This is a genomic window from Rhodoferax koreense (assembly GCF_001955695.1).
Taxonomy (GTDB): domain Bacteria; phylum Pseudomonadota; class Gammaproteobacteria; order Burkholderiales; family Burkholderiaceae_C; genus Rhodoferax_B; species Rhodoferax_B koreensis.
This window is the reverse complement of sequence record NZ_CP019236.1, coordinates 572,958-592,956: the sequence shown is the minus strand read 5'-3', so window position 1 is coordinate 592,956 and position 19,999 is coordinate 572,958. Positions and strand designations below refer to the sequence as shown.

Annotated in this window: 21 protein-coding genes; 9 read left to right on the top strand and 12 right to left on the bottom strand. The window is 65.9% G+C overall.

The genetic code is table 11. The annotated features are described in order from the left end of the window. The first annotated feature begins 17 nt into the window (after positions 1-17). From RD110_RS02880 to RD110_RS02860, 5 genes are all read left to right on the top strand, one after another. Complete coding sequence (locus tag RD110_RS02880; RefSeq protein WP_076196521.1) at positions 18-2,162, top strand: molybdopterin-containing oxidoreductase family protein; 2,145 nt, start codon at positions 18-20, stop codon at positions 2,160-2,162. A 23-nt stretch (positions 2,163-2,185) separates the two neighbouring features. Continuing rightward, positions 2,186-2,491 carry an indolepyruvate ferredoxin oxidoreductase subunit alpha gene (locus RD110_RS02875; RefSeq protein ID WP_076196519.1) on the top strand — a complete coding sequence of 102 codons (306 nt, stop codon included), beginning with the start codon at positions 2,186-2,188 and terminating at the stop codon, positions 2,489-2,491. A 14-nt stretch (positions 2,492-2,505) separates the two neighbouring features. Further along, a complete protein-coding gene (locus RD110_RS02870) occupies positions 2,506-3,846 on the top strand; it encodes an FAD-dependent oxidoreductase (protein WP_076196517.1) in 1,341 nt (446 codons plus the stop codon). Further along, the gene (locus RD110_RS02865) at positions 3,843-4,469 is read left to right on the top strand and encodes a nitroreductase family protein (RefSeq protein ID WP_083686074.1); all 627 of its coding nucleotides are present in this window, start codon (positions 3,843-3,845) and stop codon (positions 4,467-4,469) included. Before RD110_RS02870 ends, RD110_RS02865 begins: the two co-directional genes overlap by 4 nt. Positions 4,470-4,544: 75 nt before the next feature. Next, on the top strand, positions 4,545-5,465 hold the full coding sequence (locus tag RD110_RS02860) for a transporter (protein ID WP_076196513.1): 921 nt from the start codon (positions 4,545-4,547) through the stop codon (positions 5,463-5,465). Here RD110_RS02860 and RD110_RS02855 read toward each other — a convergent pair. The 7 genes from RD110_RS02855 to RD110_RS02825 all read right to left on the bottom strand — a co-directional run bounded on the left by RD110_RS02855 (position 5,462) and on the right by RD110_RS02825 (position 12,406). Further along, positions 5,462-6,427, bottom strand: a complete 966-nt coding sequence (locus RD110_RS02855) for a helix-turn-helix domain-containing protein (RefSeq protein ID WP_157900039.1) — start codon at positions 6,425-6,427, stop codon at positions 5,462-5,464. The two genes, RD110_RS02860 and RD110_RS02855, sit on opposite strands and share 4 nt — an antisense overlap. A 143-nt stretch (positions 6,428-6,570) precedes the next feature. Continuing rightward, entirely contained in the window at positions 6,571-7,116 is a 546-nt protein-coding gene (locus RD110_RS02850) for an LPS-assembly lipoprotein LptE (protein ID WP_338053084.1), read from the bottom strand. Further along, positions 7,116-9,776, bottom strand: coding sequence for a leucine--tRNA ligase (gene leuS / locus RD110_RS02845; RefSeq protein WP_076196509.1), 2,661 nt, complete (start codon positions 9,774-9,776; stop codon positions 7,116-7,118). The genes RD110_RS02850 and leuS overlap by 1 nt, the downstream gene beginning before the upstream one ends. A gap of 100 nt (positions 9,777-9,876) precedes the next feature. Then, complete coding sequence (locus tag RD110_RS02840; RefSeq protein ID WP_076204299.1) at positions 9,877-10,293, bottom strand: ExbD/TolR family protein; 417 nt, start codon at positions 10,291-10,293, stop codon at positions 9,877-9,879. A gap of 2 nt (positions 10,294-10,295) precedes the next feature. Further along, the gene (locus RD110_RS02835) at positions 10,296-10,964 is read right to left on the bottom strand and encodes a MotA/TolQ/ExbB proton channel family protein (protein WP_076196507.1); all 669 of its coding nucleotides are present in this window, start codon (positions 10,962-10,964) and stop codon (positions 10,296-10,298) included. Between the two features lie 13 nt (positions 10,965-10,977). Further along, positions 10,978-11,829, bottom strand: coding sequence for a 4-hydroxy-tetrahydrodipicolinate reductase (dapB, locus tag RD110_RS02830; protein WP_076196505.1), 852 nt, complete (start codon positions 11,827-11,829; stop codon positions 10,978-10,980). Between the two features lie 19 nt (positions 11,830-11,848). Then, a complete protein-coding gene (locus RD110_RS02825) occupies positions 11,849-12,406 on the bottom strand; it encodes an outer membrane protein assembly factor BamE (protein ID WP_394329436.1) in 558 nt (185 codons plus the stop codon). Between the two features lie 123 nt (positions 12,407-12,529). Between RD110_RS02825 and fur the strand changes: the two genes are divergently transcribed. Next, positions 12,530-12,970: a ferric iron uptake transcriptional regulator gene (gene fur, locus RD110_RS02820; protein ID WP_076196503.1), complete on the top strand. Its 441-nt coding sequence runs from the start codon at positions 12,530-12,532 to the stop codon at positions 12,968-12,970. Positions 12,971-12,976: 6 nt separating this feature from the next. Here the strand turns inward: fur and hprK are convergent, their stop codons facing one another. From hprK to hpf, 3 genes are all read right to left on the bottom strand, one after another. Beyond that, the gene (hprK, locus tag RD110_RS02815; protein ID WP_076196490.1) at positions 12,977-13,921 is read right to left on the bottom strand and encodes an HPr(Ser) kinase/phosphatase; all 945 of its coding nucleotides are present in this window, start codon (positions 13,919-13,921) and stop codon (positions 12,977-12,979) included. Positions 13,922-13,943: 22 nt separating this feature from the next. Then, positions 13,944-14,411 (bottom strand): PTS sugar transporter subunit IIA, encoded by a 468-nt coding sequence (locus RD110_RS02810; protein ID WP_076196488.1) that lies wholly within the window; start codon positions 14,409-14,411, stop codon positions 13,944-13,946. A gap of 105 nt (positions 14,412-14,516) precedes the next feature. Continuing rightward, complete coding sequence (gene hpf, locus RD110_RS02805; protein ID WP_076204295.1) at positions 14,517-14,846, bottom strand: ribosome hibernation-promoting factor, HPF/YfiA family; 330 nt, start codon at positions 14,844-14,846, stop codon at positions 14,517-14,519. Positions 14,847-15,168: 322 nt separating this feature from the next. Between hpf and corA the strand changes: the two genes are divergently transcribed. The 3 genes from corA (at position 15,169) to RD110_RS02790 (ending at position 17,235) form a co-directional block, all read left to right on the top strand. Beyond that, positions 15,169-16,161 (top strand): magnesium/cobalt transporter CorA, encoded by a 993-nt coding sequence (corA, locus tag RD110_RS02800; RefSeq protein WP_076196486.1) that lies wholly within the window; start codon positions 15,169-15,171, stop codon positions 16,159-16,161. 151 nt (positions 16,162-16,312) lie between these two features. Beyond that, complete coding sequence (locus RD110_RS02795; RefSeq protein ID WP_076196484.1) at positions 16,313-16,510, top strand: HU family DNA-binding protein; 198 nt, start codon at positions 16,313-16,315, stop codon at positions 16,508-16,510. Beyond that, positions 16,507-17,235, top strand: a complete 729-nt coding sequence (locus RD110_RS02790; protein ID WP_083686072.1) for a response regulator transcription factor — start codon at positions 16,507-16,509, stop codon at positions 17,233-17,235. The genes RD110_RS02795 and RD110_RS02790 overlap by 4 nt, the downstream gene beginning before the upstream one ends. Here RD110_RS02790 and RD110_RS02785 read toward each other — a convergent pair. Together RD110_RS02785 and RD110_RS02780 are read right to left on the bottom strand one after the other, a co-directional pair. Then, complete coding sequence (locus RD110_RS02785; RefSeq protein WP_076196482.1) at positions 17,218-18,714, bottom strand: UdgX family uracil-DNA binding protein; 1,497 nt, start codon at positions 18,712-18,714, stop codon at positions 17,218-17,220. The two genes, RD110_RS02790 and RD110_RS02785, sit on opposite strands and share 18 nt — an antisense overlap. Further along, a complete protein-coding gene (locus RD110_RS02780) occupies positions 18,707-19,987 on the bottom strand; it encodes a putative DNA modification/repair radical SAM protein (RefSeq protein ID WP_076196480.1) in 1,281 nt (426 codons plus the stop codon). The genes RD110_RS02785 and RD110_RS02780 overlap by 8 nt, the downstream gene beginning before the upstream one ends. Positions 19,988-19,999 lie beyond the last annotated feature (12 nt).

The window sequence follows — 19,999 nt, the reverse complement described above, 5'->3', positions numbered from 1 at the left end:
GTGAATTCGGAACACATATGAGCACTCAAACAAAGACCGGTCACGAAACCACCGTCCTCGCCGCCTGCCCCCACGACTGCCCCGACACTTGCTCCATGCTGGTCAAGGTGCAAGACGGCAAGGTGAAAGCGGTGCAGGGCAACCCCAGCCACCCTTTCACACAGGGCCGGCTGTGCGCCAAGACCAACCATTACCAGGAACGCGTCTACCACCCCGAGCGGCTGCTCTACCCCATGCGGCGCACGGGCGCCAAAGGTTCGGGTCAGTTCGAACGCATCACCTGGGAAGACGCGCTGAACGAGATCGCCCAGCGCTGGCGCACCACCATCGCCGAGTCCGGCCCGCGGGCGATCCTACCGTACAGCTATCTGGGCACCCAGGGCCTGGTCAACGGGCTGACGGTCGGCGATCCGTTCTTCAACAAGCTGGGCGCCACGGTGTCCGAGCGCACTTTCTGCGACTCGGGCGCCTCCACCGCTTACATCATGACGGTGGGCCCCACGCCTGGCATGGACCCGGAGAGCTTCCAGCACTCGAAGCTCATCATCCTCTGGGCCTGCAACATGCTGAGCACCAACGCCCACATGTGGCCCTTCGTGGAGAAGGCGCAGCGCAACGGCGCCAAGCTGATCGTGATCGACCCGGTGCGCACCCGCGGCGCCCAGCAGGCGGACCAGCACATCCGCATCAAGCCTGGTACCGACACGGCGTTGGCGCTGGCCATGATGAACGTCATCGTCAACGAGGATCTGATCGACCATGACTATGTGGCGCAGTACACCACCGGCTTCGACGAGCTGAAGGCGCACGTGCAGCCCTACACGCCCGAGTTCGCGGCCGAGGTCAGCGGCGTGGACGCCGAGGTGATCCGCACCCTGGCACGCGAATATGCAGCGACCCAACCCGCGGCGATCCGCATCGGCGTGGGCATCGAACGCTCGGCCGGCGGCGGCCAGTTGGTGCGCGCGGTCACCAGCCTGCCGGCGCTGGTCGGCGCCTGGCGCAAGCCCGGCGGCGGCATCCTCCAACTGCCGCTGTGGGCCTTCCCGATCAACTGGGACGGGCTGCACCGCGCCGACTTCATTCCCGAGGGCACGCCGGTCATCAACCAATGGCACCTGGGCCGCGCGCTGACCCATGACCTCGGCCTGGAAACGCCCATACAGTCGCTCTTTATCTACAACAGCAATCCGCTGGTGGTCGCCCCCGACCAGGTGCGCCTCATCGAAGGCCTGTCGCGCGAAGACCTGTTCACGGTGGTGAGCGAGCATTTCATGACCGACACGGCGCGTTATGCCGACATCCTTCTGCCTGCCACGACCCAGGTCGAGCAGGTCGACCTGATGTTCTCCTGGGGCCATTTCTATCTGACGCTCAATCAGCAATCGGTCCCCCCGATCGGCGAGGCGGTCAGCAACTCGGAGCTGTTCCGCCGGCTGGCACGCGCCATGGATTTCGAAGACCCGTTCTTCTACCGCGACGACGAAGAACTCATGCAGGCGTCGATGCTGTGGGACCACCCCGCCATGCAGGGCATCACCATGGAGGGCCTGCGCGCCACCGGCTATGCACGGCTGAACATGCCATCGGCCGACACCTACGCACCGCATGCGCAGGGCGGCTTTCCCACGCCGTCCGGCAAGGTCGAGCTCAAGGCCTCGATGGCGGCCGGCGGCAACTTCGTGCTGCCGGTGTTCCGCCAGGGCTACAACGGCTTCCAGGACGGCGGCCCGGTGGACGCACTGCCGACCTTCCACGTGCGCCATGAATCCGCCGCCAAGGACCCGGCACTCGCAGGCCGTTTCCCGCTGTCGATGATGTCGCCCAAGAGCCATGCGTTCATCAACTCCAACTACGGCAACATGCGCCGGCAGCTGGCCCACCAGGGAGAGCAGTACGTGCTGATCAACCCGGCGGATGCCTCCGCGCGGGGCATCCCGCAAGGCGCCGTCGTCACGGTGCAGAACGGGCGCGGCACCTTCAAGGCGCTGGCGCGTGTCACCGACGAGGCCATGGCGGGCGTGGTCGTCACGCCGCTGGGCTACTGGATCGACAGCAGCATCGCCGGCGCCACGCCGGCAGCGCTCAACCCGACCGCGTTCGCCGACCTCGGCCGGGCGCCTACCTTCTCCGACAACCTGGTCGAAGTGACCCTCGACTGAACCCAACGAAAACCTGCTCCATCATGACCCACGTTGTCACCGACCACTGCGAACAATGCCGCTATACCGAATGCGTGACGGTCTGTCCCGTCGCCTGCTTCCGGGGCGACGGCGAACGACTCTTCATCGACCCGGACCTGTGCGTGGACTGCGGCGCCTGCGTGCCGATGTGCCCGGTGCATGCCATCGTCGACAGCTTCGATCTGGAAGACGATCAGCAAATCTGGCTGGACGTCAACGCACGCCGCTCGAAGGAGTTGCCCACCGTGCGTGAACGCGCCATGCCGCTGCCCACCGCCGCCGAGCGGCGTGCCTCCCTCGGCCACTAATCCATCATTGAGCCATGGAAGACAGCGTGAGACCGGCACCGGTCATCGCCATCGTCGGCGCCGGGCCGGCCGGCTTCTACACGGCGGAAGCCCTGCTGCAGGCCGTGCCCGAATGCCACGTGCACCTGTTCGAACGCGCCGCCGCGCCGCACGGCCTGGTGCGCTACGGCGTTGCCCCCGACCACCAGAAACTGAAGCAGGTGGCCGCCATCTTCGACGGCATCGCCGAACACGAACGCCTGCATCTGCATACGGGCGTGGACATCGGTCACGATCTGAGCCTCGACGAACTGCGCGCACGAAGCCATGCCATCGTGCTGACCAACGGAGCGGCCCTGGGTCGCGGTCTTGGCGTTGCGGGCGAGTCGCTGCCGCAGGTCTTCAGTTCGGCCTCCTTCGTCGGCTGGTACAACGGCCATGCGGACCACGTCGGCCTTGCACCGAACATGGCTGTGGACAGTGCGGTGGTCGTCGGCAACGGCAACGTCGCGCTCGACGTGTGCCGCTTGCTGGTTCGCGCTTTTGACGATCTGGCCGTATCGGACATTCCGCAGCCCATGCTCGAGCGCTTCCGCACCCGCCGCATCCGCGAGGTGCATTTGTTGGGTCGAGGTTCACCGGGCGGGATGAAGTTCAGCTTCAAGGAATTCCGTCAACTGGTCGATCTGCCGAATGTGCAGATACGGCTTCCGCAGGCCGCCGAATTCGCCGAAACCCTCTGGGATGAAGCGGCAAGCCCCGACGCCGGGCGCATCCTGCAGTGGCTGCGCAGCGACCAGCAGAAAGCTGTCGACGCATCGAACGGCAAGCTCATCGTCAACCTGTGGTTCAACGTGTCGCCGATGGCCTTCGTGGGCGACGAAACGCTGCGCGAAGTGCGGGTGCGCTCAACTTCTGGCGGCGAGTTCGCGATCCCCTGCGGGATCGCCGTGAGCTGCGTCGGCTTTGCGTGCCGCCGGATCGCTGGGGTTGCGGGCTACGACGCGGCGGGCCACATGCGCCACCGCGCCGGGCAGGTACTGGGCGACGATGGCGCCGACATGACCGGCCTGTTTGTTGCCGGCTGGGCCAAACGCGGCCCTTCGGGAATCATTGGCACCAACCGCGCCTGCGGCTACGAAACGGCGGCCACGCTGGTCGCCGCCTTGCCGGCCTTGATGGAAAAAGGCACCTCGCTGGCGGACGATTTCGGGGCGCTGCTGCGGTCGCGAGGCATTGCCAGCTTCGGGCATGCCGATTGGCGCCTGCTGGACGCGCACGAGAAGGCCCAAGGCGCGGCACTGGGCAAACCGCGCGAGAAACTGTTGTCGATGCGCGAGGCACAGACAACGCTCGCGGCGCTCGGGGCGCCATGAACTTGGGTGTGGACCTGGGCATGGACGTCGGCCTGGCCCCGAAGACCCGTGCCTCTGTGGACTTGCCGCTCGACCCCGCCGAATGCGAAGCGCGCGCCAAGCTGGCGCCGTGGCTGGCTCGCCAATCCACCGGGCCGCGCAGGCTGATGGCTCCGGGCCCGGACGCACAGGAACTGGCCCTGCTGCTGCAGGCGGCCAGCAACGTGTCCGACCATGGCCGGCTGCGGCCCTGCCGCATCGTCGTGGCGGACGGGGTGCAGCGCGAGCATTACGCCGCCGCGTTCCTGCAGTACGCCGCCTCGACGCGCGGCCTGGCTTCGCCGGAGCTGCTTGAACCTGATGTACGCGACAACGAACGCGCCAAGGCCTTCAACGCGCCTTGCTTGCTCAGTGTGGCCGTGCGCATCGCAACAGACAACCCGGAAGTACCGCCCCACGAACAATGGATGAGTGCCGGCGCATCGCTCGGTGCGCTGCTCGGCGCGGCCACCGCATTGGGTTATGCCGGCAAGGCGCTCAGCGGAGCACGCGTGCATCACCCGGCGGTGCGCTCGGTCGCCTGCCGCGATGGTGAGTTGTTGGCATGTTTCGTCTATCTGGGCAGCAAGTCTTCAAATTGCTGAAATCGGATAACGCACCCACCCCCGACAAAAACAAAATTTCTCCTGTACTCGCTTTTGGGTATCAGGAGAGATCAATTGAAAACACAACCCCGCCATTTCCCTTCCAGCCTTTCCGTCACCGCATTCCTATTCGCGGCAGGCACCTTCCTCAGCCCCATGACGGCTTCAGCCATCGACGTCGAAGCTGGCGATTACACCGCCCTGCCGGATGGTGCCAATGCCTTCGTCGTCTACGGACAATATGCGAGACGCAACGCGAATTACGCCGGCGGCAACAAGCTGCCCGGCTCGCCACGGCTGGAGAGCGAAGTGGGCATCGCGCGTTATCTGCATGTGCTGCGTCTCGATGACCGCTGGACCGTCGATCCGCAGGTCCTGCTGCCTTTCGGGCATTTGAAACCTTCTGGTGATTTGAGTCCGCTCGGCAGCGTTTCGGGCGTTGGCGATCTGATTCTGGCCACCGCGTTCAAATACAAGATCGACCCCGCAGCGGGCGAGGTATTCGGCGTCACGCCTTATCTTTATTTGCCCACCGGCAGCTACGACGCCAACAAGGCGCTGAACCTGGGGGAAAACCGCTGGAAATTCGCGCTGCAGTCCGCCTATACCCGCCCGCTGGCGCCAAAATGGCGCATGGACGCGGTCGGAGACGTCACCTTCTTTGGCAAGAACACCGAGTGTGGTGCGGCCTGTGGCTCCACGACCAACACCACACTCAAGCAGAGTGCTCTGTATTCAGGCCAGCTCTACCTGCGCTACGAACCCTCGGCCTCCTGGTCGACTGCAATCGGCGTGACGCATGCATGGGGCGCCGAAAGCCGGGTCGATGGCGTGTCGCTCAACGACCGGACCGGCACCACCGCGGTCAAGCTCACCGCCAGTACCTTTGTCGCCCCCAACCTGCAGTTGATGGGCACCGTGTCGCGGGACGTGCAGGTGCACAACGGCTTGCGCGAACAAGCGCGCCTCAACCTGCGCGCGTTCTACCTGTTCTAGGACTGACCGCCTGCGCGGTGGGCGGCCAGCGATGCGGACGGCCGCTCGCCGAACATCCGCGCGTATTCCTGGGCAAACCGCGGCAGATGATTGAAACCCACGGCGGCGGCCACGTCTTGCACCGTGGTGCCGCGCTTGCCGCCAGTGAGTCGCCGGCGCGCCTCGGCCAGTCGCATGGCACGCAGGTAAGCGACCGGGCCCAGGCCGTAGATGCTCTCGAAAGCGTATTGCAAGGATCGCCGGGAACAACCCAACTCGGTGCACAGATCCGTGACCGACAGCGGCTCGCTCAGCCGCTCGAGCATGGTGGCGCGGGCGCGCCTGGCGATGCGCGGATAACTCTCAACCCGCAGCTTGTGACCGCCGATGCTGCAGCGCTCGATCAGGCTGCCGAAATAATCGATGGCCAGTTCGCGCAACTCGACCAGGTCGGCGGCACGCTCGGCCTGGGCAGATGCTGCACTGGCGTCCTGCAGCACCCGGGCAATGCGGGACTGCAGGTCACCCCTCAGGCGCCCCGCATCCGACCAGCAATCATTGCGCGCAAAAAACTTCTCCCAGTAATCGGTCGGGTGCTCTGGCGAAATCGAACGCAACAGCGATGGTGCCAGCGAGACGCCGAAGCAGACCGCGTGTGCAGGCGTCCGCAGCTCGAACTCGCGGCCGGGCGTGAAGGCCACGACCGAATCCAGGTCGATATGCCGGCCGTTCCAGTAGCCCTGATCGGAAAGTTCGCAGGCCGCGGCGATGGTGATGTACCCGGCGTCGGAGACGCCCGTCTGAAACACGCTCTGATCGAGGGTCTCCTGAAAAACCAGGATGTCGTTCGCACTGACGGCGACGAGGCTGCCTGAAAAAGCACCGATGGAGAGTTGCTCGTAGGACTGGTGCAGCAGCCCGAAGCTGGACGCCTGCTCACTCGGATCACGCGCATGCAACACGATCCGTGAAGTGTCGTTCAAGTCGTGTGTCATCGGTCGGGAAAAGCAATGCCGATGAGGATGCGGCGGGGAAGCTTCGAAGCCATGCACCCATCCAAGCAAGTTTCACACCCATCACAGGCCGCGCGGCCCGGCGCTCACGGGCCATGACAGGCGCAATCGACTCAGATCGCCTTGATGGCGCCCAGTCGACGGATCACCTGCTGCACGATGGCCGACTGCATGTTGCGGTACAGCAGCTGCTCCTCGCCTTCCTTGGCCGATGCCTGCGATTCGCTGTAGGTCATGTCGCGCTGCTGCAGCAGTTCCACCTCGGGGATCAGTTCGTCACCCTTCTGGTTGCGCACCTTGAACTTGAAGCGCAGCCGCAGCTGGAATTCGCGCACCTGGCCCGACGAATTGAGGCCGACCGCGGTCTTCTCGCGCTGGTCGCCGGTCACGTCGAGGATCACCTGGGCCGAGTTGAGGCGGGCCGTGTCGGTGATGACCTCGATGTTGCCGCTGCCCTCGAGATTGCGCCGGAGTTCGTTGCCCAGCGTCGAGGCCTCCCCGACACGCACGAAGATCGTGCTGAACGCATAGGTCGGCGCCTCACGCAGCTTGAAGCCGCAGGCGCTGAGCGACACCGCGGCCACCAGCGGCACGAGCGGGCCCAGCAGGCCGCGGCGCGACAGTTTCGGGCCGGAAAAGTCAGGTTTTTGCGTCATCATCAGATCACCACGTTCACGAGCCGGCCGGGCACCACGATCACCTTCTTCGGTGCCGCGCCGTTGGCGAGTTTGAGATAGACCTCATGGGCCAGCGCCGCGGCCTCGATGGCTTCCTTGCTCGCGCCCGCCGGCACCAGGATGGAACCACGCAGCTTGCCGTTGACCTGCAGCATGAGTTCAACCTCGTCCTTGACCAGCGCCAGCGGGTCGACCTGCGGCCAGGGCGCGTCGAGCAGTTCGCCGAAGCGATCGGCATAGCCGAGTTCGCTCCACAGGCCGTGTGCGATGTGCGGCGTGACCGGGTAGATGCAGCGCAGCAGGATGCCGAAGCCTTCGACCAGCGCCACCTGCGCACCGGCCGATTCCGGCGCCTTGAAATCCTCGAGCGCATTCAGCAGCTTCATCGCGCCCGAGACCACGGTGTTGTACTGCATGCGCTGGTAGTCGTAGTCGACCTGCTTCAGCACGGTGTGGACTTCCAGCCGCAAGGCCTTGGCCTCCTTGCCGAATTCGACATCTTTCAGGCTTGCAGCGCTCGCCACAACTGCGCTGGTTGCTGCGAAATCCGTAGCAAGCAGCTTGGCGCCGAAGGCCCACACGCGCTTGAGAAAGCGGTAGGAACCCTCGACCGCGGCGTCGTTCCACTCGAGCGTGGCCTCGGGCGGCGCGGTGAACATGGTGTACAGGCGGGCGGTGTCGGCGCCGTATTTTTCGATCAGGTCCTGCGGGTCGACGCCGTTGTTCTTGCTCTTGCTCATGGTGCCCACGCCTTCGTAGGTCACCAGCGATCCGTCCACCTTGCGTTTGGCGCCCGTCACCTTGCCGGTGGCGTCGATCACGTCCTCGACCTCGGCCGGCCAGAAGTACTCGATGCCGCCCTTCTCGTTCTTGCGCGAGTAGATGTGGTTCAGCACCATGCCCTGCGTGAGCAGCTTGGTGAAAGGCTCGTCGACCTTGACCAGGTCGAGGTCGCGCATCACCTTGGTCCAGAAACGGGCGTACAGCAGGTGCAGGATCGCGTGCTCGATGCCGCCGATGTACTGGTCCATCGGCATCCAGTAGTTGGCGCCTTCGGCCACCATCTGCTGGTCGTTCTTCGGATCGCAGTAGCGCATGAAGTACCAGCTCGAATCGACGAAGGTGTCCATGGTGTCGGTTTCGCGGCGCGCGGGTTGGCCGCACACCGGGCAGACCACGCCGGCATGGAAGCCCGCGTGTTTGTGCAGCGGATTGCCGGAGCCGTCGGGCACGCAGTCCTGCGGCAACACCACTGGCAGGTCTTTCTCGGGCACGGGCACGGCGCCGTGCTCGTCGCAATGGATGATCGGGATCGGCGTGCCCCAGTAGCGCTGGCGGCTCACGCCCCAGTCGCGCAGGCGCCAGGTGACCTTCTTCTCGCCCAGGCCCTTGATCTGCAGCGCGTGGCTCACCGCATCCACCGCTTCCTGGAAGGACAGGCCGCTGAAGCTGTCGGAATTGATGGTCACGCCGCGCTGCTTGTCGCCGTACCAGTCATGCCAATGGTGGTAGTCGTAGTGCTCGCCGTCCACGTGCACCACCTCGACGATGGGCAGGTCGTATTTGAGGGCGAAGGCGAAATCACGCTCGTCGTGCGCGGGCACGCCCATCACGGCACCGTCGCCGTAGCTCATGAGCACGTAGTTGCCGACCCAGACGTCGATCAGGTGGCCGTTGAGCGGATGCACCACCTGCAGGCCGGTGCGCATGCCGACCTTTTCGCGCGCGGCGAGTTCGGCCTCGGTCGTGCCGCCCTTCTTGCATTCCTCGATGAAGGCGGCCAGCGCGGGGTTGGACGCGGCCGCATGCGTGGCCAGCGGATGTTCGGGCGCCACGGCGCAGAAGGTCACACCCATGATGGTGTCGGCGCGGGTGGTGAACACGTACATCCTGCCGTCGCCGATCAGCGCGCCGCTGGCGTCGTGGATGTCGTGCGTGAACGCAAAGCGCACGCCCTCGCTCTTGCCGATCCAGTTTTCCTGCATCAGCTTCACGCGCTCGGGCCAGCCGGGCAGGTGCGATTGCACCGTGCCGAGCAACTCTTCGGCGTAGTCGGTGATCTTCAGGTAGTAGCCCGGGATCTCACGCTTCTCGACCACGGCGCCGGTGCGCCAGCCCTTGCCGTCGATCACCTGCTCGTTGGCCAGCACGGTCTGGTCCACCGGGTCCCAGTTCACGACCTGGGTCTTGCGGTAGGCGATGCCCTTCTCCAGCATCTTCAGGAACAGCCACTGGTTCCACTTGTAGTAACTCGGGTCGCAGGTGGTGACCTCGCGCGACCAGTCGATCGCCAGCCCCATCGCCTGCATCTGCTTCTTCATGTAGGCGATGTTGTCGTAGGTCCACTGCGCTGGCGGCACGCCGTTCTTCAGCGCGGCGTTTTCCGCGGGCAGGCCGAACGCGTCCCAGCCCATCGGCATCAGCACGTTGTAGCCGTTCATGCGCAGCTGGCGCGCCAGCATGTCGTTGATGGTGTAGTTGCGCACATGGCCCATGTGCAGCTTGCCGCTGGGGTAGGGCAACATCGAGCAGGCGTAGAACTTCTTCTTCGACAGGTCTTCGACGACACGGTAGGCGTCGGCCGCGGTCCAGTGGGCCTGGGCGCTGGCTTCGACTTCGAGGTGGTTGTATTTGTCTTGCATTGGGAAGGTGGCGGTCGCAATGAGGGGCAGCGCGAAGCTGCGATGCCTGGATTTTAGGCGGATGCACGCGAGCCCACGGGCCGTGGACGGGTGAGCCGCGCTATTTCGACGGATCGGCCACGAAGCCGATGCGGCCCAGCCCGGCCTTCTGCGCCGCGCCGATGACCTCGACCACCCGGCCGTAGGGCACGGCCGTGTCGGCGCGCAGCTGCACTTCGGTGTCGGGATTTCTTTCGGCCGCTGCGCCAAGCTGGCGCGCGAGCTCGGCGGCATCCACGGGGCGGTCGTTCACGAAGACCTGGCCGCTCTTGTCGAGCACGAGCGTGATGAACCGCGCCGTGCCATCGGCCTTGGCGGCCTCGGTTTTGGGCAGGTCGAGCCGCACCGAACTCGCCAGCAGCGGCGCCGTGATGATGAAGATCACCAGCAGCACCAGCATCACGTCGATGAGCGGCGTCATGTTGATGTCGCTCATCGGCGCGGCGCCTTTGGTGCGTTCCAATCGCCCGAACGCCACGATCAATCCTCTTCGATGGCGGGCAAATGCCCGGCCAGCAGTTCCCGCAGGTCACGCGCGAAACCTTCGAGATCGGCCTCGATGCGGCCGATCAGGCGGCCGAGCACGTTGTAGGCAAGCACGGCCGGAATCGCCACGGCCAGGCCGGCCGCCGTCATGATCAGCGCCTCGCCCACCGGGCCGGCGATCTTGTCGATGCTGATCTGGCCGGCCTGCGAGATCGCGGTCAGCGCATGGTAGATGCCCCAGACCGTGCCGAGCAGGCCGACGAAGGGCGCGGTGGAACCCACGGTGGCCAGCAATACCTGACCGAACTGGAGCTTGTGCAGCACCGCGTGCAGGGCGTCGCGCAGCACGCGCGTGAGTTGCTGGGCGCGATCGCCGGAGGCGGCCAGGGTGCCGCCGGCCGCGGCCTGGAGGGCCCGGGAGGCGTCGATCAGCGGCAGCACCAGCGCCGACCGGTCGAAGGCGGCCACCCGCGAACCCGCCTCGGCCACGCTGGGCGCCTGCCAGAAAGCGGCGGTGCTGCGGGCCACGTCGGCGCTGGCGCGGCGCAGCAGCCAGCCCTTCCACAGGATCACCACCCAGCTCGAAATCGACATGGCCAGCAGCAGCAACACCACCAGCCGACTCACCAGGTCGCCTTGTTCGAACAGGTGCAGCAGCGTCATCTGAAACGGAAAGCTACTTCAGGCCCAGCACGTCGAACATGTCGAACAGCCCGCTCTTGCGGCCAGCCAGGAAACGCGCCGCGCGCAGCCCGCCCTGGGCGTAGGTGGTGCGGCTCGACGACTTGTGGCTGATCTCGATGCGTTCGCCGGTGCCCGCGAACAGCACCGTGTGGTCGCCCACGATGTCGCCGCCGCGGATGGCGGCGAAGCCGATGCTCGACGGATCGCGCTCGCCGGTGATGCCCTCGCGCGCGTAGACGGCGCAATCCTTCAGGTCACGGCCGAGCGCGCCGGCGATGACCTCGCCCATCTTCAGCGCCGTGCCGGATGGCGCATCGACCTTGTGCCGGTGGTGCGCCTCGATGATCTCGATGTCGTAGCCGGTGGCCATGGCCTTGGCCGCCATCTCCAGCAGCTTGAGCGTGACGTTGACGCCCACGCTCATGTTCGGCGCCATCATGATGGCGATGTCCTGCGCGGCCTCGGCGATCTCGGCCTTGTGCGCATCGCTGAAGCCGGTGGTGCCGATCACCATGTTCACGCCCAGGCGGCGGCAGGCGCGCAGGTGTGCGATCGTGCCCTCGGGCCGCGTGAAGTCGATCAGCACTTCGGCCGCCTTGAGGCCGGCGTCGAGGTCGGCGGTGATCAGCACGCCAGAGGCATGGCCGAGGAAGCCGGAAGCGTCGGTGCCGATGCCGGGGCTCTCGGCAACGTCGAGCGCACCCGCGAGCACGCAGTCGTCGGCGGCGCGGATGGCCTCGATCAGCATGTGGCCCATGCGGCCGGAAGCACCCGCCACGGCCACCGCGTGCAGGGGATTGGAAGAAGTGGAATGCGAAGCCATGGCGCCCGAAGAATCTGTCATGAAAAACCGACGCCCAGCCTTATTTGGCGGCTGGTTCGAGCGGAGGGTAGCTGGTGGGCAACGGCGGCAGCGGCGCGGCCGGCGTCGCGGCCGGTTTGGCCGGCGCCTCGGATTTGGCGAAGGATTTCAGGCTGTCTTCGCTGGCTTCGAGGTCGGGGATCTTGCGCACCTTGTGGGCTTCGCCGAGCAGGGCCACGAATTCGGCCTCGGAGGGCATGGGATCACCCTCGACCTTGGTCAGCAGGTTGTCCTTGAAGTACACGGTGAGCTGGCGCGCCTGCGGCTCCAGGCCCTGGCGGCGCATGGTGAACACGTAGTCCCAGCGGTCGGCATGGAACACACTCTGCAGCAGCGGGGTGCCCAGGATGTCCTTCACCTGCTGGCGCGGCATGCCGGGCTTGAGCGCCTCGACCTGTTCCCTGGAGACGAAGTTGCCCTGCACGACTTCGACCTTGTACGGTGTGATCGAATTCGCGAACTTGCGCGACGCGTCATCCACGGTAGAGCAGGCGCCGAGCAAGGCGCAGACCGCAAGGATCAGGGCGGACGACGAGCCGCGTGGCAGAGGTGCAAACATGGGCATGGACGTAGCGATATGATCGGCCATTGTAGCGGCTGCCCCCTGACACCGATTCCATGGTTTCTCCAGGGCGCGCCGTCCGTTCCTCTACGCCGCAGGCGTCAGAAAGTCAGTCCAGCCATGGCGAATATCGACGAACTCAAAAGCACCGGCCTGAAGGCCACCCTGCCCCGCCTGAAGATCATGGAGATCTTCCAGAAGGGCGAATTGCGCCACATGACGGCCGAAGACGTGTTCCGCGTGCTGCTGCTCGAGCGCTCCGACATCGGCCTGGCCACGGTGTATCGCGTGCTCACGCAGTTCGAGCAGGCCGGCATCCTGTCGCGCAGCCACTTCGAGTCGGGCAAGGCCGTCTACGAACTCAACGAAGGCCGGCACCACGACCATTTCGTCTGCACCTCGTGCGGCGCGGTGGAGGAATTCTTCGACGCGGAAATCGAGAAGCGCCAGCAGATCGTGGCGAAGAGCAAGGGTTGGGTGGTGCACGACCACGCGATGGCCTTGTACGGACTGTGCGTGAACTGCGCCAGGAACGCCCAATCCACTTCGCCAGGGCACTGAGCCCGTCTACTCTTCCATGGCCTTGCGGTGGCGCTCGACGAATTCCTGGTAGGTGTCGATGCCGCGTAGCTGAAGGATGGTGTTGCGCACCGCCGCTTCGACCAGCACCGCGATGTTGCGCCCGGCCACCACCTGGATGATGACCTTGCGCACCGGCACGCCGAGCACGTCCTGCGTGAGCGGCTCATACGGCAGCCGCTCGTATTCGCGTTCCATGGTTTCCTTGCGCACCAGATGCACGATGAGCTTCAGCCGCATCTTGCGGCGCACCGCCGTCTCGCCGAAGATGCCGCGGATGTCCAGCAAGCCGATGCCGCGCACCTCCAGCAGGTTCTGCAGCAGCTCGGGACAGCGGCCTTCGATGGTGGTCTGGTTGATGCGGAACAGATCCACCGCGTCGTCGGCCACCAGGCCGTTGCCGCGCGAGATCAGCTCCAGGCCGAGCTCGCTCTTGCCCAGGCCGGATTCGCCCGTGATCATCACGCCCAGCCCGAGAATGTCCATGAACACGCCGTGCATCGAGGTGCGGTCGGCGAAGTGCTTGGCCAGGTAGGCGCGCAGCACGTCGATCACGAAGGCCGCGGATTCCTGCGTGGAAAACATCGGAATCTGCGCGCGTTCGCACATCGACAGCAGGGCGTCGGGCGCGGCCTGGCCGTCGGCCAGGATCAGCACCGGCGGCTCGAGTGTGACGATGCGCGCAATGCGCCGCGCACAGTCTTCGGGCGTGGCACTGGTCAGGTAGGCCACCTCGCGCGTGCCCATGATCTGCACGCGGTAAGGATGGATGTAGTTGAGGTAGCCCACGAGGTCGGCGCCGGAGGTGGCGGCACGCACGGCGACCTCGTCGAACCGGCGTTCGGAAGCGCCGAGGCCGGCCACCCATTCCCACCGCAGCAGGCCGCGGAAGGCTTCGAACATGACGTCGGCGCTGACGACAGTGGGTTTCAAAGCGGCAAGCCGAAAAAGGTATTCAGGCGGGCTGTGCCGATTGCCAGGTGGAGATCAGCTCGTGCAGGCTGCCGGCATCGGCCGCCGTCTTGATCTTCTCGCGCAGCGGCGCATCGCTGAGCAGCTCCGCGATCTCCGACAGGATTTCCAGGTGCTTCTGCGTCGCCGCCTCCGGCACCAGCAGGAAGATCAACAGCGCCACGGGTTGTTCGTCCGGCGCGTCGAAACCGATGGGCTGCGCCAGTTGCACCACCGCCGCCATCGGCGCCTTCAGGCCCTTGATGCGACCATGGGGAATGGCTACGCCGTGGCCCAGGCCGGTGGAGCCCAGGCGTTCGCGTGCGAACAGGCTGTCGGTGATCAGCGCCCGGCTCAGCCCGTGCAGATTCTCAAACAGCAGGCCGGCTTCCTCGAAAGCACGTTTTTTGCTGGTGGCATCGACGCTCACGAGCACTTGAGCGGGAGGCAGGATGGACGCTAGGCGGTTCATATCGAACTGCGAATTATGCACGCCTTGCGGCGCCGCAACAAAAAAGCCGCCAGAAGGCCGGCGGCTTGATCGGCGCGCCCATTGGCGCGGACGGCGAGTGCGGGATTACATCAGGCGTTTGGAGGCCGCATGGTGGTGGTCCTGCACCCGGTCCTTGTGGCGGACGACCTGCCGGTCCAGCTTGTCAACCAATTCATCCACAGCGGCGTAGAGGTCCTCATGCGAACATTCGGCGAACATGTCATTGCCCTTCACATGGATGTTGCACTCGGCGCGTTGACGTCCCTGCTTCTCCTTCTGCTTTTCCACCGTCAACAGCACCTTGACATCGACCACCTGGTCGAAGTGCCGGGTGATGCGGTCGAGCTTGGTGGTCACGTAGCTGCGCAGGGCGGGGGTCACGTCAAGATGATGGCCGCTGATCGTCAGGTTCATGTATTGCCTCTTCATTTCCGGGTTAAGGAAAATTCACTATGCGCCGCCTGAAATCGAAAAGCAAGCGTATTTCCGCAGCCCCCTGCCAGAAGCTGCAAGCCTGCGCGAATGACGTACCGCCACCCCGTTTCAGCGCAGCAAAACCGTGCGGAACCGCAGATTCCGCCCGAAGCGTTCATGTTGCGGTGCGATAATCCCGCACGTCTTCAACGGAGCCCCTCCCATGGAAAGCAGCCCCAGTCGCTAGCTTTCAACTCCCTGCGCTGCACGGGGTTGGAAGCCGAACCCATCCCGCAAAAGTAGAACCAATCCAGGGAGTGCCATGCTCAATATCTTCACGCTCGCCAACGGCCGCCTGGTCCAGGAAGAGATCGAATCGCTCGAGGAACTCTCGCAGTTCCAGCCGATCTGGGTCGACCTCGAATCGCCTACCGTCGAGGAAAAACGCTGGGTCAAGCAGTATTACGGCCTGTCCATCCCGGAAGACGCGATGGACGAGGACATCGAGGAATCCGCGCGTTTCTACGAAGAAGACAACGGCGAGCTGCACATCCGCAGCGACTTTTTGATCGATGACGACGAAGACCCGCGTTCCGTGCGTGTCGCCTTCATCCTCAACCAGCACAACACCGAGCTGCGCAGCCGCGGCGTGCTGTTCTCGATCCACGACGAAGACGTGCCGGTGTTTCGCCTGTTGCGCATGCGTGCGCGGCGCGCACCGGGGCTGATCGAAGACGCCAAGGAAGTGCTGCTCAAGCTGTTCGATGCGGACGCCGAATACTCCGCCGACACGCTGGAGAACATCTACGACGAACTCAAGAAAGTGAGCGAGCAGGTGTTGTCGGGCAACATGACCGATGCGCTGGCCAGCGTCGTACTGGGTGAAATCGCCCGCCATGAGGATTTGAACAGCCGCATCCGCCGCAACGTGATGGACACGCGCCGCGCCGTGAGCTTCATGATGCGCAGCAAGATGCTCAAGGCCGAACAATTCGAGGAGGCGCGCCAGATCCTGCGCGACATCGAATCGCTGGACAACCACACGGCGTTTTTGTTCGACAAGATCAACTTCCTGATGGACGCGACGGTCGGTTTCATCAACATCAACCAGAACAAGATCATCAAGATCTTCTCGGTGGCCAGCGTAGCCCTGCTGCCGCCCACACTCGTGGCCAGCATCTACGGCATGAACATGAAGTTCCCGGAGCTCGAATGGCTGGGCGCGACCCTGAGCTACCCGTACGTGGTGGTGCTGATGGTCGCCAGCGCGCTGGTGCCGATGTGGTACTTCAGCCGCAAGGGCTGGCTGAGCTAGGTCCGTTGCGCGCCGCGGTCGGCTCATGACCAAAGTCACCATGCCATCGTGCCCGATGGCCTGCCCTGGCGCCAAGCCGCACGGGTAAATTAGGCCCACGGTGGCGGCCCGGTGGCGGGCCTGCCGGCCCCGCCCTCACAGGAACCACGCCGTGGACCAACTGATCGCCCTCGTTGCACGGCGCGCCGGACTGACGCCGGCGCAGGCCCATGCCGCCGTGCTGGCCGTGCTCGACTTTCTGACGGCCGGCTTGCCGTCGCCAGTGGTTGGCCGCATCCACGAGCTGCTGCGCAGCACCGCACCGCCCGTGCCGGGGCAGAATCGCAGGAAGGACGATCCTGCGCCATGAACACCCCCGCCATGCCACACACACCCAACGGCCCCTCCAACGCCGCCCCTGCACCACGCATTCGTGTCATGGTGGCCGACGACCAGGCGCTGATCCGCCGCGGCATGACGCTGATGCTGTCGATGGAGCCCGACATCGAGGTCGTGGGCGAAGCCGCCGACGGCATCGAGGCTGTGGTGCAGGCCGCGCGCCTGCAGCCCGACGTGGTGCTGATGGACCTGAACATGCCGCGCCAGGGCGGCGTGGCGGCCACGCGCGAGATCACGCTGGCGCGACCGGCCACGCAGGTGCTGGTGCTGACCACCTTCGACACCGACGACCTGGTATTCGAGGCAGTACGCGCCGGCGCCCGCGCCTACCTGCTCAAGGACGCGGGCGAAGCCGAGGTGCTCGACGCGGTGCGCGCCCTGCACCGGGGCGAGTCGCGCCTCACGCCCCTGATCGCGCGCAAGCTGCTCGACCAGTTCCAGCAGCTGGCCGATGCCGCCGGCCCGCGCAATGCCCCCCTGCCCAATACACCGGTCGAACCTTCCGACGCCGCGCTCAACGACAAGGAAGAAAACATCCTGCGTTTGATCGCCGCTGGCAAAACCAACCGGCAGATCGCCGAGACGGTGTTCCTGGCCGAGGGCACGGTGAAGAACTACGTGAGCCGCATCATGGAAAAGCTGCATGCGGCCACGCGCACCGAGCTGGCCGTCATCGCCCTACGCCAACGCCGCTGAACCCTCGAACGCCAGTCGCAGATCGGCCAGCCACGCGGCGAACGCTGCATCGAACTGATGCGGCGCCATGCGCAGCAGTGCCGCCGGGTGCAGGGTGACGAGCACCTGCCGGCCATCCGCACGGCCCAGCCACCGGCCGCGCTCGGCCGTCACCGCCACCGGCCGGCCCAGCAGCGAACGCGCGGCCGTGGCGCCGAGGGCGACGAGCGCACCCGGCTGGACCATCGCGATCTCCTCCTCAAGCCAATGCGCGCAGGCCGCGGCCTCCTGCTGCGCCGGGGTCTTGTGGATGCGCCGCTTGCCGCGGGGTTCGAACTTGAAATGCCGGACGGCGTTGGTGAGGTAGACCGAAGCGCGCTCGACGCCGAGTTCGGCCATGGCCCGGGCGAGCAGTTGCCCCGCCGGTCCGACGAAGGGGCGGCCGTGCAGGTCCTCCTGGTCACCGGGCTGTTCCCCCACGAACATCAGCCGCGCGCCGACGGGCCCTTCGCCCGGCACGGCCTGGGTCGCGGCGTGGCCAATCGGGCAGGCACGGCAGCGCTCGGTGGCTGTGCGCAGGTCTTCCAGTGAGGTGGCAGCGCCCACCACACCCATGGCCGCAGGCTCGATGCGCAGCGCGAGCGACGCCGCCGAGCGCCGCCGCACCGGTTCACTCGCGGCTTGCTCGACCATTCGGCCGCTACGCTCGGCTGACAACGCCGTGAGCGGCTGGATCAGCGCGGCCTCGGGCAGGTTCTTCCAATAGAAGCGCGGCATTTCCTTCTGCATCATCTTCAGCTTGAGCCGCGCAGGGTTGAAGATGTTCTCGTAGTAGGTGAGCCAGAGCTGTTCGCCAGCATCGGCCGCAGGGGCGTCCTCGCGCCGCGCACCGGGGCCGAAGGACAGGCGCCGGCCATCCCAGCGCGCGCTGCGTTCGGGCGTGAGGATGGCCCACGCCATCTGGGCGAAGCGCCGCGCGAAAAATGGTGCCGTGGCGCGCAGTGTGTGGTGCTGGGGTTCGAACCAGGCCACGTGGATGGTTTCGGCGGCGCCCTCGCCTTCGTCGGCGGGTACGGCCAGCGGGCGAAAGCGCACGAAGGCGGTCATCTTGTGCTGGTCGCGCCGCACGGCGCGTGCCATCTGCTCCATGGCCACGCGGTCGGCGTCGAGCGGGTCGTGGCGCAGGCCGGGCTCATGGACCAGGCGCCAGAGCAGTCGGTACAGCAGGCCGAAGCGCCCGGGATCGGCATGCAGGCCGGCGTGCTGGCACCCGGCGGCGAAGAAGGCGGGCAGCATCAGTGCGGGCGCCGGGTCCACCGCACCGTCCACGCCACGACCGGTGTCGAACAGATCGGCTTCGGCCGTCGAACGCACGAACCAGCTCACGTCTTCCGGCACCACGCCCTCGGCCACCAGCCTGCGTGCAGCGCGGCGGAACCCGGGGAGATCGTCCTCGGCGGCCAGCGACACCGTGCGTGTCACCGCGCTGATCTCAGGCATGCACCGGCTCCGCATCGAACAGCGAAGCCTGGCGCGGCGCGGGTTTGAGGCGCGCGGCCAGCGCGGCATCGTCGAGTCCGTTGCGCGCGCCCACGCCCGGCACGCTGATGAAGGGCAGGATGGTTTTCAACGGCACGTGGAGGCGCGACACGTCGTCGATGCGCAGCGTACGGATGCGCCGCGCCTGCAGCAGCTTTTCCACCGACTTCACGCCGAGGCCGGGCACGCGCAGCAGCATCTCTTTCGCGGCACGGTTCAGGTCGACCGGGAAGTGTTCGCGGTGCGCGAGCGCCCAGGCCAGCTTGGGGTCAATGTCGAGCGCGAGCATGCCGTTGTCGGCACTGACGATTTCATCATGCGCGAAACCGTAGAACCGCATCAGCCAATCGGCCTGGTAGAGCCGGTGTTCGCGCACCAGCGGCGGCGCGGCCAGCGGCAGGGCGCGCGAGGCGTCGGGGATCGGGCTGAACGCCGAGTAGTACACGCGGCGCAGGCGGTACGCGCCATACAGGCTGGCGCTGGCCGTGAGGATGCTGCGGTCGCTGGTGGCGTCGGCGCCGACGATCATCTGCGTGCTTTGCCCCGCCGGCGCGAACACCGGCGCCGCCGCCCGGCGCGGGCGCACAGCCGTCTGCGCGCGCGGTGCCAGGGGTTTGGCCGCCTCCTTCGCATCGTCGATGTGGATGCGCAGCCGCGCCATCGAGCGCCGGATGGCCTGCCCGTCCTTCTCGGGTGCGAGCGCATGCAGGCCCTCGACCGTGGGCAACTCGACGTTGATGCTGAGCCGGTCGGCATACCGGCCGGCGCGCGCCAGCAATTCCGGGCTGGCTTCGGGAATGGTCTTCAGATGGATGTAGCCGCGGAAATCATGCACTTCGCGCAGCACCCGCGCCACCTCGACGACCTGCTCCATGGTGTAGTCGGCGCTCTGGATGATGCCCGAGCTGAGGAACAGGCCTTCGATGCAATTGCGCCGATAGAAGTCGAGCGTGAGCTGCACCACTTCCTCGACCGTGAACCTGGCACGGGCGACGTTGCTGCTGACGCGGTTCACGCAGTAGAGGCAGTCGTAGGCGCAATAGTTGGTGAGCAGGATCTTCAAGAGCGAGATGCAGCGGCCGTCGGGCGCATAGCTGTGGCAGATGCCCGAGCCCTCGGTCGAGCCGATGCCGCGCCCGCCGACCGAGTCGCGTTTGGACGTACCGCTTGACGCGCACGAGGCATCGTATTTGGCGGCGTCGGCAAGGATGGCGAGTTTGCGGTTGATCTCCACGGTGTTCCTTGG

Bases quoted from the DNA above. Each gene is read 5' to 3' on its own strand.
- RD110_RS02880 (WP_076196521.1), top strand. From the start codon at position 18: ATGAGCACTCAAACAAAGACCGGTCACGAAACCACCGTCCTCGCCGCC.
- RD110_RS02875 (WP_076196519.1), top strand. From the start codon at position 2,186: ATGACCCACGTTGTCACCGACCACTGCGAACAATGCCGCTATACCGAA.
- RD110_RS02870 (WP_076196517.1), top strand. From the start codon at position 2,506: ATGGAAGACAGCGTGAGACCGGCACCGGTCATCGCCATCGTCGGCGCC.
- RD110_RS02865 (WP_083686074.1), top strand. From the start codon at position 3,843: ATGAACTTGGGTGTGGACCTGGGCATGGACGTCGGCCTGGCCCCGAAG.
- RD110_RS02850 (WP_338053084.1), bottom strand. From the start codon at position 7,116: ATGATGACGCAAAAACCTGACTTTTCCGGCCCGAAACTGTCGCGCCGC.
- leuS (WP_076196509.1), bottom strand. From the start codon at position 9,776: ATGCAAGACAAATACAACCACCTCGAAGTCGAAGCCAGCGCCCAGGCC.
- RD110_RS02835 (WP_076196507.1), bottom strand. From the start codon at position 10,964: ATGACGCTGCTGCACCTGTTCGAACAAGGCGACCTGGTGAGTCGGCTG.
- dapB (WP_076196505.1), bottom strand. From the start codon at position 11,829: ATGACAGATTCTTCGGGCGCCATGGCTTCGCATTCCACTTCTTCCAAT.
- RD110_RS02825 (WP_394329436.1), bottom strand. From the start codon at position 12,406: ATGTTTGCACCTCTGCCACGCGGCTCGTCGTCCGCCCTGATCCTTGCG.
- fur (WP_076196503.1), top strand. From the start codon at position 12,530: ATGGCGAATATCGACGAACTCAAAAGCACCGGCCTGAAGGCCACCCTG.
- RD110_RS02810 (WP_076196488.1), bottom strand. From the start codon at position 14,411: ATGAACCGCCTAGCGTCCATCCTGCCTCCCGCTCAAGTGCTCGTGAGC.
- hpf (WP_076204295.1), bottom strand. From the start codon at position 14,846: ATGAACCTGACGATCAGCGGCCATCATCTTGACGTGACCCCCGCCCTG.
- corA (WP_076196486.1), top strand. From the start codon at position 15,169: ATGCTCAATATCTTCACGCTCGCCAACGGCCGCCTGGTCCAGGAAGAG.
- RD110_RS02790 (WP_083686072.1), top strand. From the start codon at position 16,507: ATGAACACCCCCGCCATGCCACACACACCCAACGGCCCCTCCAACGCC.
- RD110_RS02785 (WP_076196482.1), bottom strand. From the start codon at position 18,714: ATGCCTGAGATCAGCGCGGTGACACGCACGGTGTCGCTGGCCGCCGAG.